The organism is Chelativorans intermedius, assembly GCF_025398255.1.
Lineage (GTDB): Bacteria > Pseudomonadota > Alphaproteobacteria > Rhizobiales > Rhizobiaceae > Chelativorans > Chelativorans intermedius.
The window spans coordinates 36,386-49,674 of sequence record NZ_JAODNW010000003.1 but is presented as its reverse complement, the minus strand read 5'-3'; the positions used below and the strand labels follow the sequence as shown (position 1 = coordinate 49,674).

Genomic DNA, 13,289 nt, shown 5'->3' with positions numbered 1-13,289 from the left:
CGCCACGAAAGCAAAACAGCCCCGGCTCAACTGATGGAGACAACGATGACAGCCATCGACAAGAAAGCCCTCATCGAGGAAAGGGTGAACAGCGGCCTGCGCGGGCAGTGGTACCCGGTGGCAAAGTCCGTGGAGGTGAAGGCGTCCAGGCCCTATGGAACACGCCTTCTCGGCGAGAAGATCGTGCTGTGGCGCGACGCCGCCGGCAAGATCAACTGCATCGAGGATTTCTGCCCGCACCGCGGCGCACCCCTTTCCTATGGGGAGATCCATGAGGGCAACATCGGCTGCCGCTATCACGGGGTGATCGTCAACGGCGAGGGCGTGGTGGTGCGCGTGCCGGCCATGCCCGAATGTGCGCTGGAAGGCCGAAAGGCGCTGAAATCCTATCAGGTGACGGAATCCAACGACGCCGTGTTCGTCTATGTGCCGTCCGTCGAGCAGCCGCAGGCCCCCGAACTCGCGCTTCCCAGGGAGCTGACGAGCGACGAGTGGACCGGTTTTCTGTGCACCGGCCTTTGGGAAACCAACTACCGCTATGCGCTCGACAACCTCGCCGATCCGATGCACGGCTGCTACCTGCATGCCGAGAGCTTCACGCTCGCCTACGGCTCCAAGCAGGATCTCATGAAGCTCGACAAGACGGAGGCGGGTTTCCGCATCAGCCGTGTCGGCCAGGTGGGCGAGAACTTCGACTGGACGGAGTTCGAGATCCATCCGGGCTCCATGTTCTGCTTCCTGGACATCCCCTATCCGCCGGCCGCCGGGCCGGGCGGCTTCATGCGCATCCTGGGCTTCGTCACGCCGGTCGATGAGAAAACCTGCAAGGTGTTCTTCTGGCGCATGCGCAAGGTGACGGGCCTGGCGCGCGAAAGCTGGCGCTTCCTGTATCGCGCACGGCTGGAGCAGAACCACTGGAACGTGCTGGAGCAGGATCGCGTCATGCTGGAGGGCATGCCGGACGACGCGCGCAAGCGCGAGATGCTCTATCAGCACGACCTGGGCGTGTCGCGCATCCGCCAGATCCTCACGCGCGCCGCGAAGAGCCAGGTGGAAGCCGAGCTTGCGCAGGCCGCCGAGTGATGCTGCAGGGACGCACCATACTGGTCACGGGTGCCGCGCGCGGGCTCGGTGCGCAGATCGCGCACACGCTCGCCCGCCACGGCGCGCGCCTCATCCTGGCCGACATCGCCGAGGAGGCGGGCCGCCGGACGGCCGGCACGCTCGGTGCGGACTTCCTGCGCGTCGACCTGGGCGACCCCCGGTCCGTCGCCGCGCTCGGCCGGGAGGTCGGGCAGATCGCCGATGGCAGGCTGCACGGCCTCGTCAACAACGGTGCCATCGCCACCGGCATCGGCGGCATCGCCTTCGACGAGATCGAGATCGAGAGCTGGGACGCGGTGATGCGCGTCAACGTGCGTGGCACATGGCTGATGACGCGGGCGGCCGCGCCCCTGCTCAAGGCTTCCGGCTCGGGACGGGTGGTCAACATCGCCTCCGACACCGCCCTTTGGGGGGCGCCGCGGCTGATGTCCTATGTAGCCAGCAAGGGGGCCGTCATCGCCATGACGCGCTCGCTGGCGCGCGAACTGGGACCGGACCGCATCGGCGTGACCGCTGTCGCCCCCGGCATCCTGACCACCGAATCGACCGGCTACGTGCCGGAGGCCCGCCACAGGCTCTATGCCGAGGGCCGCGCCGTGCCCGGCCCGCAGGGTCCCGAGGAGATCACCGAGGCCATCGCCTTTCTGCTGACGGAAGGCGCCCTGACGCTGACCGGCCAGACCCTGCCGCTCAACAACGGCTTTGTCTTCAATTGAGGTCGACATGACATTTCAGCGCAAGACGGCGGACGGCATCGAATATCTGGAGCGGCCGGGCGGAAACGGCCCGACCCTGGTGCTGCTCCACGGCATCGGCTCAAACGCCGAAACCTTCGAGGTGCTGTTGCCGCACCTTCCTGAAGGCTGGCGCGTGGTGGCGTGGAATGCCCCGGGCTATGGCCGCTCCCTCCCGCTCGCCGCCGATTGGCCGCTGGCGCTCGACTATGCCGAGGCGCTCAAAGGGCTTCTCGACAGGCTGGCCATCGGCGAGGTGCTGCTTGCCGGCCATTCTCTGGGCTGCCTCATGGGCGCGGCCTTCGCCGCGGCACACGGAAACCGCGTGCGACGACTGCTGCTGAGCTCGCCGGCTCTGGGCCATGGCGTGCCCCGCGGCGGCGTTCTGAGCCGCGCAGCCCAGGCCCGCATCGACGATCTGGAATCCTTGGGGCCGGAAGCCTTCGCGAGGGCACGGGCCGCTCGCCTGGTTTTCCAGCCGGAGAAAAACCCGGGCCTTGTCGAGCGTGTTCGCCGGTCGATGGCGCGCGTCAACGCCGCCGGCTATCGGCAGGCAGCGCACATGCTCGCCTCGGGACGCCTTCTCGACGATGCGGAGCGGCTGCAGGTGCCCACGGATGTGGTGGTGGGCGCGGAAGATGTCGTCACCCCGCCCGAATCCGCGCGACGGGCCTTCGAGGCGCTGCGCGCGCCCTGGCGCGGCACCTTCACGCTGCTGCCGGCAACCGGGCACGCGCTCTATCAGCAGGCGCCTGCCGCCTTTGCCGACGCCTTGGGAGCACTGGGAGAAATGGCCGCCTGACGGCCGAGGAGGAGCGCAAGATGACTGACACCGTTCGGGTCGGATATTTACGCGGCATCATGATGCGCGGTCCGGGCATTTCCACCACTCTGCCCTTCTACGAGGACATGTGGGGCCTGCGCCTGGCGCACAAGGAGGAGGGCCTCGCGCTGCTGCGCGGCACCGGCGGCGAGCCGTTCCTCTACGGGCTCAAGGACGGGCCGATCTACGGCATCGAGTATGTGCATTTCGGCATGCCCGACCACGCATCCGTCGATGCGCTCTACCGCCAGGTGCAGGCGCGCAGCGGGCGCGCCATTTCCGCTCCCGATACCTTCGACGACTATGCCGGGGGCTACGGCTTCGAGATCCTCGACCCCGACAACCGGCGGCTGCGCTTCCGCGCCGGGGCGCTCGTCCTCGACGAGGAGCCCGAATGGGCAAAGCCGCGCAAGGTGAGCCATGTGGTGCTCAACACGCCGGACATGAAGGGCGTGCAGGACTTCTACTGCCAGGTTCTGGGCTTCCGCGTCTCCGATTACTCGGCCGACCAGATGGTGTTCCTGCGCTGCAACTCCGATCACCATTCGATCGCCCTCGTCAACGGCAACTATGCGAGCGTCAACCACGTCGCCTTCGAGATGCCGTCGATCGACGAGTTCATGCGCGGCATCGGCCGCATGAAGCAGAAGGGCCATGTGCCCACATGGGGGCCGGGCCGACACGGCCCTGGAAACAACCCTTTCGCCTATTTCGTCTCGCCCTCGGGCTTCGTCATCGAGTTCACCTCCGAGCTGCAGCAGATCGACGAGGCGACCCATGAGGCGAAGGTGTGGCCGCGCGACAACCCGGAAGCGATGGACCGCTGGATGACCGCCGGTCCCCCCACCCCGGCGCAGCGCGCCGTCATGCAGGGGCGCCCCGACCCGGGCTTTCCCGAATTGCTGCCGCAGCGGGAGAAGGTGTGATGCATTACGGATATGAGGGCAAGGTGGCCGTTGTGACCGGCGGTTCGTCGGGGATCGGGCTCGCCACGGTGGAAACGCTTCTCGAATCGGGGGCCAGGGTGGCGTTGTGCGCGCGCACGCCCGGTCGACTGGAGGATGTGGCGGCCGTCCTGAAACGCGACCATGGCGAGGAGAATGTTCTGGCCTGTGCGCTCTCGGTTCTGGAACCGCAGGCGGTGCAGTCCTTCGCCGCGCGGGTGGAGGAACGTTTCGGCCGCTGCGACCTGCTGGTCAACAATGCCGGCCAGGGCCGCATCTCCACCTTTGCCGAGACCAGCGACGAGGACTGGCGCGCCGAATACGAGCTCAAGCTGTTCAGCCAGATCTATCCCACGCGCGCCTTTCTGCCGATGCTGCGCGCGGCCCGCGGCGCCATCGTCGTGGTCAACTCGCTGCTTGCCCTGCAGCCGGAAGCGCACATGGTGTGCACCTCCTCGGCACGCGCGGGCGTGCAGAATCTCGTCAAGTCGCTGAGCGTCGAGCTGGCGCCCGATGTGCGGGTCAACTCCATTCTTCTGGGAATGGTGGAATCCGGCCAGTGGCTGCGCCGCTTTGCCGAACGCGAGGACCAGACCCAGAGCAAGGCGGAGTGGTATGCGGCGCTGGCCAGGAAAAAGGGCATTCCGCTTGGCCGGCTGGGCGACCCGCGCGAAGCGGCCGCGGCCATCGCCTTCCTCGGCTCGAAGGCAGCCAGCTACATCACCGGCGCCCAGCTTGAAGTCTCGGGCGGACTATCGCGCTTCATCTAGGGAAACGGCATGAAACTCGAAACCATTCCGCAGGCCGAGACCGTTGGCGATTTCATCGCCCGCTATCTGGCCGAAATCGGCGTCACGACGGTCTTTGGGGTCATCTCGATCCACAACATGCCGATCCTCGATGCCATCGCCCGTCAGGGGCGCATCCGCTTCGTGCCGGCGCGTGGCGAGGCCGGTGCCATGAACATGGCCGACGCCTATGCCCGCGTCGCGGGCCGGCTCGGCGTGTGCATCACCTCCACAGGGACCGCCGCCGGCAATGCCGCCGGCGCCCAGGCGGAGGCGCTGACCGCCGGCTCGCCGGTGCTGCACATCACCTCCCAGGTGGACCTTGAATTCGTCGACCGCGACCGTGCCGCCATTCACGACGTGCCGCGCCAGCCGGAGATGCTGCGCGGCCTGTCCAAGGCCGTCTATCGCCTATGGGACACCAACGGCGCCATCGGCACGCTGACGGCGGCCGTCACCGCCGCCCTGTCGGCGCCCACGGGCCCGGTCAGCCTTGAGATTCCCGTCGATGTGCAGCGCCATCCGGCAAGACCCATCCGCCGCATTCATCCGCCGCAGCCGCTCTGCCCGGTGGCGCCCGACACGGTGATCGACGAGATTGCCGAGCTGGTGCAGCGCGCCAGGCGCCCGCTTCTGTGGCTGGGCGGCGGCGCGCGCGGCGCGGCCGAACAGGCCACCGAGCTCATGCGCCGCGGCTTCGGCATCGTCTCCTCCACCAACGGCAGGGCCATCGTCTCCGAGGATGAGCCCGCCAATCTGGGCGCCTTCAACATGACGCCGCAGGCCATGAACCTTTACAGAAGCTGCGACCTGATGATCGTCGTCGGCTCGCGCCTGCGCGGCAACGAGACCCACAACAACCGCATGCCCCTGCCGCGGCCGCTGATCCAGATCGACGCCAACGCAGCCCAGGGCGGGCGCAACTATCCCGTCGACGTCTTCGCCTATGGCGACGCTGCGGGCACGCTGTCGCGGCTCCTGCAAAAGCTGCCCGCAACGCTCGACACCGATCCCAACCTGTCCTTCGACATCGCCCAGGCCCGCGTGCAGGCGGAAGGATGCATGCGCGACGTTCTGGGCCCCTATCGGGTGGTGGCCGATGCGCTGACCGAGCGTGTCGCCGCGGGGCGCCACCCATGGGTGCGCGACGTGACAATCTCCAACTCGACCTTCGGAAACCGCTACGTCAGGCTGGCGGAGGCGCGCCACGGCGTCCATGCGCTGGGCGGCGGCATCGGCCAGGGCGTGGCCATGGGCATCGGTGCCGCTCTTGCATCCGACGGACCGAAGGCGATCACGCTGCTCGGCGATGGCGGCACCATGCTGGGCCTTGCCGAGATGATCACCGCCGTGGAGGAGCGCGTGCCCCTCGTCTATCTGCTGATGAACGACCGGGCCTATGGGGTGATCCAGAACATCCAGGACGCCCAGTATGGAAGCCGCCGTCACTATTCGGCGTTGGCGACGCCCGATTTCGCGACCTTCTGCCGGTCGATCGGCATGCCGCACCGGCTGGTCGACGATCTGGAAGGCTTTCCCGCCGCGCTCGATGCGGCGCTCGCCGCGGAAGGCCCGCAGCTTCTTGAGGTCGACATGTGCGCCATCGGCCCCTTCGCGCAGGCATTTTCGGGCCCTCCGGCCGGCGCGGCAGGCAACTAGGAGCGTTCCATGCATCTGGGGCTGATCGGCTTCGGCAACATCGCAACGACGCTTCTGGAGCTCCTGCCGGAGGCTCTCGGCAGGCCGCTCGAACGCCTGTCGGTGGTGTCCATGCCAGCGGACGCCGAACCTGTACGCAGCCGTCTTGCGCGGGATTTCAGCGCCGTCGCACGGGCTTTTTCGGTGGTCTGTTCCAGCGACCAGATGGAAGGGCGGCCCGATCTGGTGGTCGAGTGTGCCGGCCACGGTGCCGTCTCGTCGCACGTGCCTGGCCTGCTGCGCGCCGGCATCGACGTGGTGGTGGTTTCGGTGGGCGCCCTGGCGGAGCCGCGCATCGAGGCCGAGCTCAAGGAGGCGGCGAGGGCCGGCAACGCGCGCCTGATCCTTCCTGCCGGCGCCATCGGTGGCGTCGACCTGCTCTCGGCATTGAAGGTGGCCGGTGATGTGAAGGTCTCCTATCGCGGCATCAAGCCGCCGGCGGCCTGGGCCGGCACGCCGGCGGAGCGCGCCGTCGACCTCGAACGGATCCGCACGGCACATGTCTTCTTCTCCGGCACGGCGCGCGAGGCGGCTTCCGCCTATCCCAGAAACGCCAATGTGGCGGCCACGCTGGCGCTTGCAGGCCCCGGCTTCGACGCCACCGAGGTGACGCTGGTTGCCGATCCTTCCGCCCCCGGCAATGTGCACGAATATTCCGTTGCCTCGCCGCTGGCCAGCTACGCCGTGCGCATCGAGAACCGCCCCTCCGCCGGGAATGCCAAGACATCGGTCTCCACCGTTTACAGCGTCTTGCGGGAGATCAGGAATCGCGCCGGCCCGCTGGTGATCTAGAAGGAGGAGAGAATGATCGAACTGCCGCAGGGCAAGCTGTTCATCGGCGGCGAGTGGGAAGAAGGATCGGGGGAGCCCATCACCTCCATCTTCCCCGCCGATGGCTCGCTCAACCGCGTCCTGCGCGGCGCCTCGAAGGAGGATGGCGAGCGCGCCATTGCCCGCGCCAGAAAGGCGCAGGCCGATCCCGCCTGGCGCAACCTCAAGCCGCATGAACGGGCACGCTATCTCTATGCCATTGCCGACGGCATCGAGGAAAATGCGGCGCGTATCGCGCACATTCAAAGCCGCGACACGGGCAAGACCCTGCGCGAGACCCGCGCGCTTGCCGCTTCTGCCGCCGGGACCTTCCGCTATTTCGGCGCGGTTCTGGAGACTTCCGACGAACGCCTGACCGCGCAGCGCGGCGACGCGCTGACGATGTCCATTCACGAGCCGCTCGGCCTTGTCGCCGCCATCACCCCCTGGAACTCGCCCATCGCGTCGGATGCGCAAAAGGTGGCGCCGGCGCTCGCCGCCGGCAATGCCGTCCTGCTCAAGCCCGCCTCGTGGTCGCCCCTGGTCTCCCTCGAACTGGCCCGCATCGTGGAGGCGGCCGGCCTGCCGAAGGGCCTGCTTTCGGTTCTACCGGGCTCCGGCCGCGAAATCGGCAATCTGCTGGTGGAGCATCCCGACATCGCCAAGGTCAGCTTCACCGGCGGCACGCAGACGGGCCGCGCCATCGCCCTGAAGGCGGCGGAGAAGCTGATGCCGGTGTCGCTGGAGCTTGGCGGCAAGTCTCCCACCATCGTCTTTGCCGATGCCGACATGGACCAGGCGATCGCCGGCGTGCTCTTCGGCATCTTCTCCTCCAGCGGCCAGAGCTGCATCGCCGGATCGCGGCTCTTCGTCGAGCGCCCGGTCTACGATGCCTTCGTCGAGCGGCTGGTGGCGGCAACCCGCCGCCTCAAGATCGGCCATCCCTTCGACGCGGACACGCAGGTCGCACCCCTGGTGCATTTCGACCATCGCGATAGCGTTGCCGCCCATGTGCGCATGGCCTGCGCGGAGGGAGCGCAGGTGCTGTGCGGCGGTGGCATTCCCCAGGGGGAGGAGTACGAGAAGGGTGCCTACTACCTGCCGACAATCCTCGCAGGCGTTCCCAACACGGCGCGCATCTGCCGCGAGGAGGTGTTCGGCCCGGTGCTGGTCGTCCTGCCTTTCGAGGACGAGGCCGACGTCATCGCCCAGGCCAACGACAACGACTATGGCCTTGCCTGCGGCATCTGGACTCGCGATTTTCCGAAGAGCTGGCGGGTGGGCCGCGCCATCCGCGCCGGCACGGTGTGGGTGAACACCTACAAGCAGTTTTCCATCTCCACGCCCTTCGGTGGCGAGAAGGAAAGCGGCATGGGCCGTGAAAAGGGGCGCGAGGGCATCCGCGCCTATATGGCCCAGAAGTCCTTCTATACCGATCTTTCAGGGGGCCCCCTTCCCTGGGCCGGAGCCGCGGCAGGTGTGTCATGAAGCGGGCGGTCGCCATCGTCGGCTCCGGCCCTTCGGGCTGCTATCTCGCCCAGGCGCTTCTGAAGGCAGCGCCCGAGCTCGCCGTGGACATGTTCGACGCGCTGCCGGTGCCCTATGGTCTCGTGCGCTATGGCGTGGCGGCGGATCACCAGGGCACGAAGGCTGTCACGCGCCAGTTCGCACGCCTTTTCGAGCGGCAGGGCGCGCGCTTCGCCGGCAATGTCACGGTCGGCCGCGATGTGACGCTTGAGGCGTTGCGTGCCGCCTATGATGCCGTGGTGATCGCCGCCGGGCTTTCCGGCGATCGCCGGCTGGGCATCGAGGGCGAAGCGCTCGACGGCGTGATCGGCGCCGGGCGCCTGACACGTGCGCTCTACGAGCATCCCGACGCCGACCCTCTGCCGCCGCCGCTCGGCCCCCGCGTCATCATCATGGGCAACGGCAATGTCGCCATCGACATCCTGCGCCTGCTCGCCAAGACGCCGGAGGAGCTCGCCGGCTCCGATCTCGGCCCTGCACCCAGCAAGTGGCTTGCCGAATCCGGCATTGCGGAGATCGACATCGTGGGCCGCTCGCCGGCAGCGCAGGCCAGGTTCGATGCGGTGATGGTCAAGGAGCTTGCCAAGCTCGGCGGCGTGACGATCCGTGTGGAGGGCGCGGGCGAAAGCGACGATGCGGACGCCCGGAAGAAGATCGAGGCGCTGGAATCCATTGACGGGCATGGAAGCGGCCCACGCTGCATCACCTTCCGCTTCGGCCTTGTGCCGGTGGCGCTGGAAGGCCGGGGCGGCCGCGTCGAGCAGGCCCGCTTCCGCAACGCAAGGGGCGAGACCGTCACCCTGCCCTGCTCCGCCTTCATCACGGCCATCGGCTTTCAGGCCGAGGGGAGCCTGCCACGCGATGCGCTGATCGGCGCGGCGGCCGATCCCGAGGGGGGATCGCTTGCCCCGGGGCTGTATGCCGCGGGCTGGTTCCGCCGCGGCCCCCGCGGCACCATTCCCGAAAACCGGGCCGACGCCCAGGAGCTGGCAACGCGCATCCTGGCCGACATCCAGGAGGCGTCGCCCCGCCCCGCGCAGGAGCGCGAGGCGCTCTTCCGACGGCTTGCCGGCCATGTCTGCTACGAAGGATGGAAGCGCATAGACGCGGCCGAGACGTCCGAGCTTCCGCAAGATCGCTGTCGTATCAAGATCCCCACCCGCAGCGCCATGCTGGCGCTGGCCCACCAGACAAGGGAGTCCGGTCAATGAAGATCACCGTTCTCTACGGCACCGAAACGGGCAATGCCGAGATGCTCGCCGAGGACATCGCCTCCGAGCTCCAGTCCGAACATACGGTGGAATGCTGCAATCTCTGCGATTTCCCGCCGGATGCCTTCAAGAGCGACCATCTGTATCTCATCGTCTGCTCCACCTATGGCGACGGCGAGCTGCCAGCCTCCGCGCAACCCTTCGCGGAAGCGCTGGAGACGACGGCGCCGGATCTGAGCGGCATTCATTTTGCCGTCTTCGGCCTCGGCGACAGCGAGTATGAGGAAACCTTCAACTTCGGCGGCAAGCGCATGGCGGAGCTGCTCGCCGCGCGCGGAGCCACGCAGGTGGGCGAGCGGGCCAAGCACGATGCCTCCGGCAGCGACATGCCCGAGGACATCGCCTTGCCGTGGGCCGAGGAGGTGATCGCGCTGGCTGCCGAGAAGATGCAGGAGACCGCGTGATGAAAGCCGACGACATCCGCGCCAGGCTTGCCGTCCCGTGGCGTCACGGCGACTGCATCGACCTGGCGGGCGTGGAATGCGAAGACCGTCTCGACCTTTCCGGGCTCGACATTACCGGTGTCGACTTCACCGGCGCACAATTTCCCCAGGGGGTGGAGGCGGCCAATGCCCGCTTTCTGGGCGTGAGTTGGTTTCGCGGGGTCCGATTCGGGGGATCGGCGCATTTTGCCGGGGCCGTCTTCGCCAACGATGCGCGCTTCGAGGAGACTAGCTTTCGAAGTGAGGCTTCCTTCGCGGGCGCGGAATTTCGCGGCATCGGCCGTTTCGACAGCGCCGTCTTCCACGCGGATGCCGATTTCAGCCACTGCGTGTGCTACGGCAATTTTTCGCTGCAGGAAGCGGAGATGAGGGGCCGCGCCTCTTTTCGCGGAGCCGAATGGATGGGCGGGCTGTGGTGCGAAGCCGCCAGGCTGCCCGAGACGGCCGATTTCTCCGACACCCAGGTTCACGGCCGCCTTTGGTTGCGCCGCGCGCGCGCCGGAAATGCCGCCCTCGGCCGCGACAGGTTCGAGCTCTACTATGGCTACTGCTACAGCTGATCGGCGGCCCAGCCGCGATAGCCGAGCGCTTCCGACATCGCCCGTGCGGCGGATTTGAGCGCCCTTTCGATGGCATCGACCTGCGGACTGCCCTCGGCAAAGATGCTGGCGTGTCCCGTGACATTGATGGCGCCCACGGCGCGCGCCTGATGGTCGAAGACAGCGACCGCCGCCGAGCCAATGTCCGGCTCGAAATTGGCGACGCTCCAGGCAACGCCGCGTGCCCGGTCCGCCTGGAGCTGTGCCTCCAGCTCGGCAAGCGTGGTGCGCGTCTTCGAGGTGAAGGCCTCCATGGGCTGGCCGGCATAGAGCTGGCGCAGCGTCTTCTGCGGCAGCTCGGCAAGAAGAATGCGACCAATCGTCGTTGCATGGGCGGGAAGGCGTGTGCCCTCGCGCACCGTGCTGGCCAGGTGCGAGTTGGGCGTCTCGCGGGCCAGATACACGATCTCCCGCCCTTCGAGCACGCCCAGATGCGCAGACAGGTTGAGTTCCTTGACGAGCTGTCTAAGGAAGGGACGGGCAACCTGCAGAATGCTGCGCTCGCTGAGTGCCTCGGAGGCAAGGGCGATGAGCCCGGTTCCCAGGCGATAGCCGCCCTCGTCGGGGATCGCTTCCAGAATGCCCTCGGCCTCCAGCGTCGCCAGCAGCCGGATAAGCGTCGTGCGGTTGATGTTGAGCGCCTTGGCGGTGCGGCTGATGTTGCGGCAGCGGTTTCCGGCGGCCACGTGGCGCAGGAGGGCGATCGCCCGGACGACCGGGGGAACAACATAGTTCGGCGCGGCCTCCCGCGCTTCCTCTACCTGCATGAACACCTCCTGCCTCGTGCTTATTTGAACGCTCTAGTATATTTTGAACAATATGGAAACCGGGCGGTTCCCTATTGCGCCAATCCCCTTCTTCTGGGCGCCGCCGTTTTGGATATGCTGGGCCCTGATGCGCTCTTGCGCGGAAGCGAAGAGTGTGTTTTCGAGCCCGCGGTCGCGCGCCTGAGCCGGAAAGGCCGATGGGCGCCCTTGGTAGCGGCCGCCATGAAGACCGGCGGCGCCGGCGCACGCCGGAACAGGAGGATGAACTTGTCGCACTGCGCCTTCATCGCACGGTTCTCCGCGGATTTTGCCACCAAGTCGCGCGGTACCCGCACGCATTTTTCGCGCACCCTCCAGAAGAACATCCGTGCAGCGCTCGCCCGGTCCGGGGTGCGTGCCCGCACCGTGCAGGCGCATGACCGGCTTTTCGTCTTCGCATCCGAGGAAACACCTGCGCGCGCCGCGCTTGCGCGCGTGTTCGGCCTTGCGAACTTCTCGCGCATCGCGGCGCGGTGCAGTGCCGATCCGGCGGAAATGGCGCGCACCGTAGAAAGGTTCAGGCCGCTCGTGGAAGGGCGCCGCTATGCCGTGCGCGCACGCCGCCGGGGCAACCACGACTTCAGCTCCGTCGATGTCGAACGCTGCCTGGGCGCAGTGCTCAATGCGAACGCCACGGTCGATCTCGAGAACCCCGAGATCACGGTGCATGTCGAGATTCTCGACGGGCGGGCCTATTTCTTCACCGAGCGCGACCAGGGGGCGGGCGGCCTGCCGCTCGGCACCAGCGGGCGGGCGCTGGCGCTGCTTTCCGGCGGCTTCGATTCGGCTGTTGCGGCCTGGCGGATGATGCGCCGCGGCATTGCCGTCGACTTCCTGTTCTGCAATCTGGCCGGAGGCGCCTATGAGCGCCAGGTCATTCAGGTGGCGAAGGTCTTGACCGACCTCTGGGCCTTCGGCACGCGGCCATGGCTGTTCGTGGTCGATTTCGCCGACGTGGTCGACGAGCTGAAGGCCCGTGTCGAGCCGCGCCTGTGGCAGGTGGTGCTCAAGCGGCTGATGTACCGCGCCGCCGCAAGCGCCGCCGGCAGGTGCAGGGCCGAAGCCATCATAACGGGGGAGGCGATCAGCCAGGTCTCCTCGCAGACGCTGGCAAACCTGAAGGCCATCGAGCCGGCCGCCGAGATGATCGTCCTGCGGCCCCTTCTGGGCCTCGACAAGAGCGAGATCATGGCCCAGGCTCACAGGATCGGAACGGCACTGCTGTCAGAGAAAATTCCCGAATACTGCGCCCTGTCGGGACCATCTCCGGCCGTCCAAAGCACGGCCCGGAAGGTGGGCGCGCAGGAGGCGGCGATGGATCCCGGCGTTCTCGAACGCACGCTCGCCGGCATGCGCCGCATCGACCTTGCGGAGGTGACGGGAGACGAACTGCGATCGGACTATCTTTTCGTGGATGACATCCCCGAAGATGCCCAGCTGATCGACTGCCAGCCGCCGGCCCACTACAGGCACTGGCACCTGCCAGGCGCCGTCAACCGGGCGCCGGAGGACATCGTGCGCAACCTTCGCCGTTTCGACAAGCGGCGCTGCTACGTCCTCTACTGTCCGTTTGGAACCCAGTCGGCGTATCTGGCCGAGATCATGCAGCAACATGGCTACCAGGCCTATGCGCTGCGCGGCGGGATCGGTGCCATCCGCAAGCGGCAGGAGGCCGAGATGGAGGCGGCGCTGCACGCCTGAGGCAGGCTGGCGGCGCGCGCGCCTGTTTCTCCACGGGAGAG

General features: G+C 67.4%; 13 protein-coding genes. 12 read left to right on the top strand and 1 reads right to left on the bottom strand.

Annotated elements, in window-relative coordinates; all coding sequences use genetic code 11:
- The first annotated feature begins 45 nt into the window (after positions 1-45).
- From NYR58_RS04190 to NYR58_RS04140, 11 genes are read left to right on the top strand one after another with little or no spacing between them, the layout of a single operon-like run.
- A complete protein-coding gene (locus tag NYR58_RS04190; RefSeq protein ID WP_261519223.1) occupies positions 46-1,083 on the top strand; it encodes an aromatic ring-hydroxylating oxygenase subunit alpha in 1,038 nt (345 codons plus the stop codon).
- On the top strand, positions 1,083-1,820 hold the full coding sequence (locus NYR58_RS04185; protein ID WP_261519222.1) for an SDR family oxidoreductase: 738 nt from the start codon (positions 1,083-1,085) through the stop codon (positions 1,818-1,820). Before NYR58_RS04190 ends, NYR58_RS04185 begins: the two co-directional genes overlap by 1 nt.
- A 7-nt stretch (positions 1,821-1,827) precedes the next feature.
- Positions 1,828-2,640 (top strand): alpha/beta fold hydrolase, encoded by an 813-nt coding sequence (locus tag NYR58_RS04180; RefSeq protein WP_261519221.1) that lies wholly within the window; start codon positions 1,828-1,830, stop codon positions 2,638-2,640.
- A 20-nt stretch (positions 2,641-2,660) separates the two neighbouring features.
- On the top strand, positions 2,661-3,587 hold the full coding sequence (locus NYR58_RS04175) for a VOC family protein (protein WP_261519220.1): 927 nt from the start codon (positions 2,661-2,663) through the stop codon (positions 3,585-3,587).
- Positions 3,587-4,375 (top strand): SDR family oxidoreductase, encoded by a 789-nt coding sequence (locus tag NYR58_RS04170; protein ID WP_261519219.1) that lies wholly within the window; start codon positions 3,587-3,589, stop codon positions 4,373-4,375. The genes NYR58_RS04175 and NYR58_RS04170 overlap by 1 nt, the downstream gene beginning before the upstream one ends.
- A gap of 9 nt (positions 4,376-4,384) precedes the next feature.
- Positions 4,385-6,052, top strand: a complete 1,668-nt coding sequence (locus tag NYR58_RS04165) for a thiamine pyrophosphate-binding protein (RefSeq protein WP_261519218.1) — start codon at positions 4,385-4,387, stop codon at positions 6,050-6,052.
- Positions 6,053-6,061: 9 nt separating this feature from the next.
- Positions 6,062-6,883 carry an aspartate dehydrogenase gene (locus NYR58_RS04160; protein ID WP_261519217.1) on the top strand — a complete coding sequence of 274 codons (822 nt, stop codon included), beginning with the start codon at positions 6,062-6,064 and terminating at the stop codon, positions 6,881-6,883.
- Between the two features lie 12 nt (positions 6,884-6,895).
- Positions 6,896-8,389, top strand: coding sequence for an aldehyde dehydrogenase (locus tag NYR58_RS04155; RefSeq protein WP_315903320.1), 1,494 nt, complete (start codon positions 6,896-6,898; stop codon positions 8,387-8,389).
- Positions 8,386-9,639: an FAD-dependent oxidoreductase gene (locus NYR58_RS04150; RefSeq protein WP_261519216.1), complete on the top strand. Its 1,254-nt coding sequence runs from the start codon at positions 8,386-8,388 to the stop codon at positions 9,637-9,639. The genes NYR58_RS04155 and NYR58_RS04150 overlap by 4 nt, the downstream gene beginning before the upstream one ends.
- Positions 9,636-10,103 (top strand): flavodoxin domain-containing protein, encoded by a 468-nt coding sequence (locus NYR58_RS04145; RefSeq protein ID WP_261519215.1) that lies wholly within the window; start codon positions 9,636-9,638, stop codon positions 10,101-10,103. Before NYR58_RS04150 ends, NYR58_RS04145 begins: the two co-directional genes overlap by 4 nt.
- Entirely contained in the window at positions 10,103-10,702 is a 600-nt protein-coding gene (locus NYR58_RS04140; RefSeq protein ID WP_261519214.1) for a pentapeptide repeat-containing protein, read from the top strand. Before NYR58_RS04145 ends, NYR58_RS04140 begins: the two co-directional genes overlap by 1 nt.
- On the opposite strand, the gene NYR58_RS04135 is transcribed toward NYR58_RS04140, so the two are convergent.
- Entirely contained in the window at positions 10,693-11,508 is an 816-nt protein-coding gene (locus tag NYR58_RS04135; protein WP_261519213.1) for an IclR family transcriptional regulator, read from the bottom strand. The two genes, NYR58_RS04140 and NYR58_RS04135, sit on opposite strands and share 10 nt — an antisense overlap.
- Before the next feature lie 261 nt (positions 11,509-11,769).
- Here NYR58_RS04135 and thiI point away from each other — a divergent pair, with 261 nt between their 5' ends.
- Positions 11,770-13,248 (top strand): tRNA uracil 4-sulfurtransferase ThiI, encoded by a 1,479-nt coding sequence (thiI, locus tag NYR58_RS04130; protein ID WP_261519212.1) that lies wholly within the window; start codon positions 11,770-11,772, stop codon positions 13,246-13,248.
- The last annotated feature ends 41 nt before the right edge of the window (positions 13,249-13,289 follow it).

Coding starts and splice junctions, on each gene's coding strand:
- NYR58_RS04190 (WP_261519223.1), top strand. CDS start 46: ATGACAGCCATCGACAAGAAAGCCCTCATCGAGGAAAGGGTGAACAGC.
- NYR58_RS04185 (WP_261519222.1), top strand. CDS start 1,083: ATGCTGCAGGGACGCACCATACTGGTCACGGGTGCCGCGCGCGGGCTC.
- NYR58_RS04180 (WP_261519221.1), top strand. CDS start 1,828: ATGACATTTCAGCGCAAGACGGCGGACGGCATCGAATATCTGGAGCGG.
- NYR58_RS04175 (WP_261519220.1), top strand. CDS start 2,661: ATGACTGACACCGTTCGGGTCGGATATTTACGCGGCATCATGATGCGC.
- NYR58_RS04170 (WP_261519219.1), top strand. CDS start 3,587: ATGCATTACGGATATGAGGGCAAGGTGGCCGTTGTGACCGGCGGTTCG.
- NYR58_RS04165 (WP_261519218.1), top strand. CDS start 4,385: ATGAAACTCGAAACCATTCCGCAGGCCGAGACCGTTGGCGATTTCATC.
- NYR58_RS04160 (WP_261519217.1), top strand. CDS start 6,062: ATGCATCTGGGGCTGATCGGCTTCGGCAACATCGCAACGACGCTTCTG.
- NYR58_RS04155 (WP_315903320.1), top strand. CDS start 6,896: ATGATCGAACTGCCGCAGGGCAAGCTGTTCATCGGCGGCGAGTGGGAA.
- NYR58_RS04150 (WP_261519216.1), top strand. CDS start 8,386: ATGAAGCGGGCGGTCGCCATCGTCGGCTCCGGCCCTTCGGGCTGCTAT.
- NYR58_RS04145 (WP_261519215.1), top strand. CDS start 9,636: ATGAAGATCACCGTTCTCTACGGCACCGAAACGGGCAATGCCGAGATG.
- NYR58_RS04140 (WP_261519214.1), top strand. CDS start 10,103: ATGAAAGCCGACGACATCCGCGCCAGGCTTGCCGTCCCGTGGCGTCAC.
- NYR58_RS04135 (WP_261519213.1), bottom strand. CDS start 11,508: ATGCAGGTAGAGGAAGCGCGGGAGGCCGCGCCGAACTATGTTGTTCCC.
- thiI (WP_261519212.1), top strand. CDS start 11,770: ATGAACTTGTCGCACTGCGCCTTCATCGCACGGTTCTCCGCGGATTTT.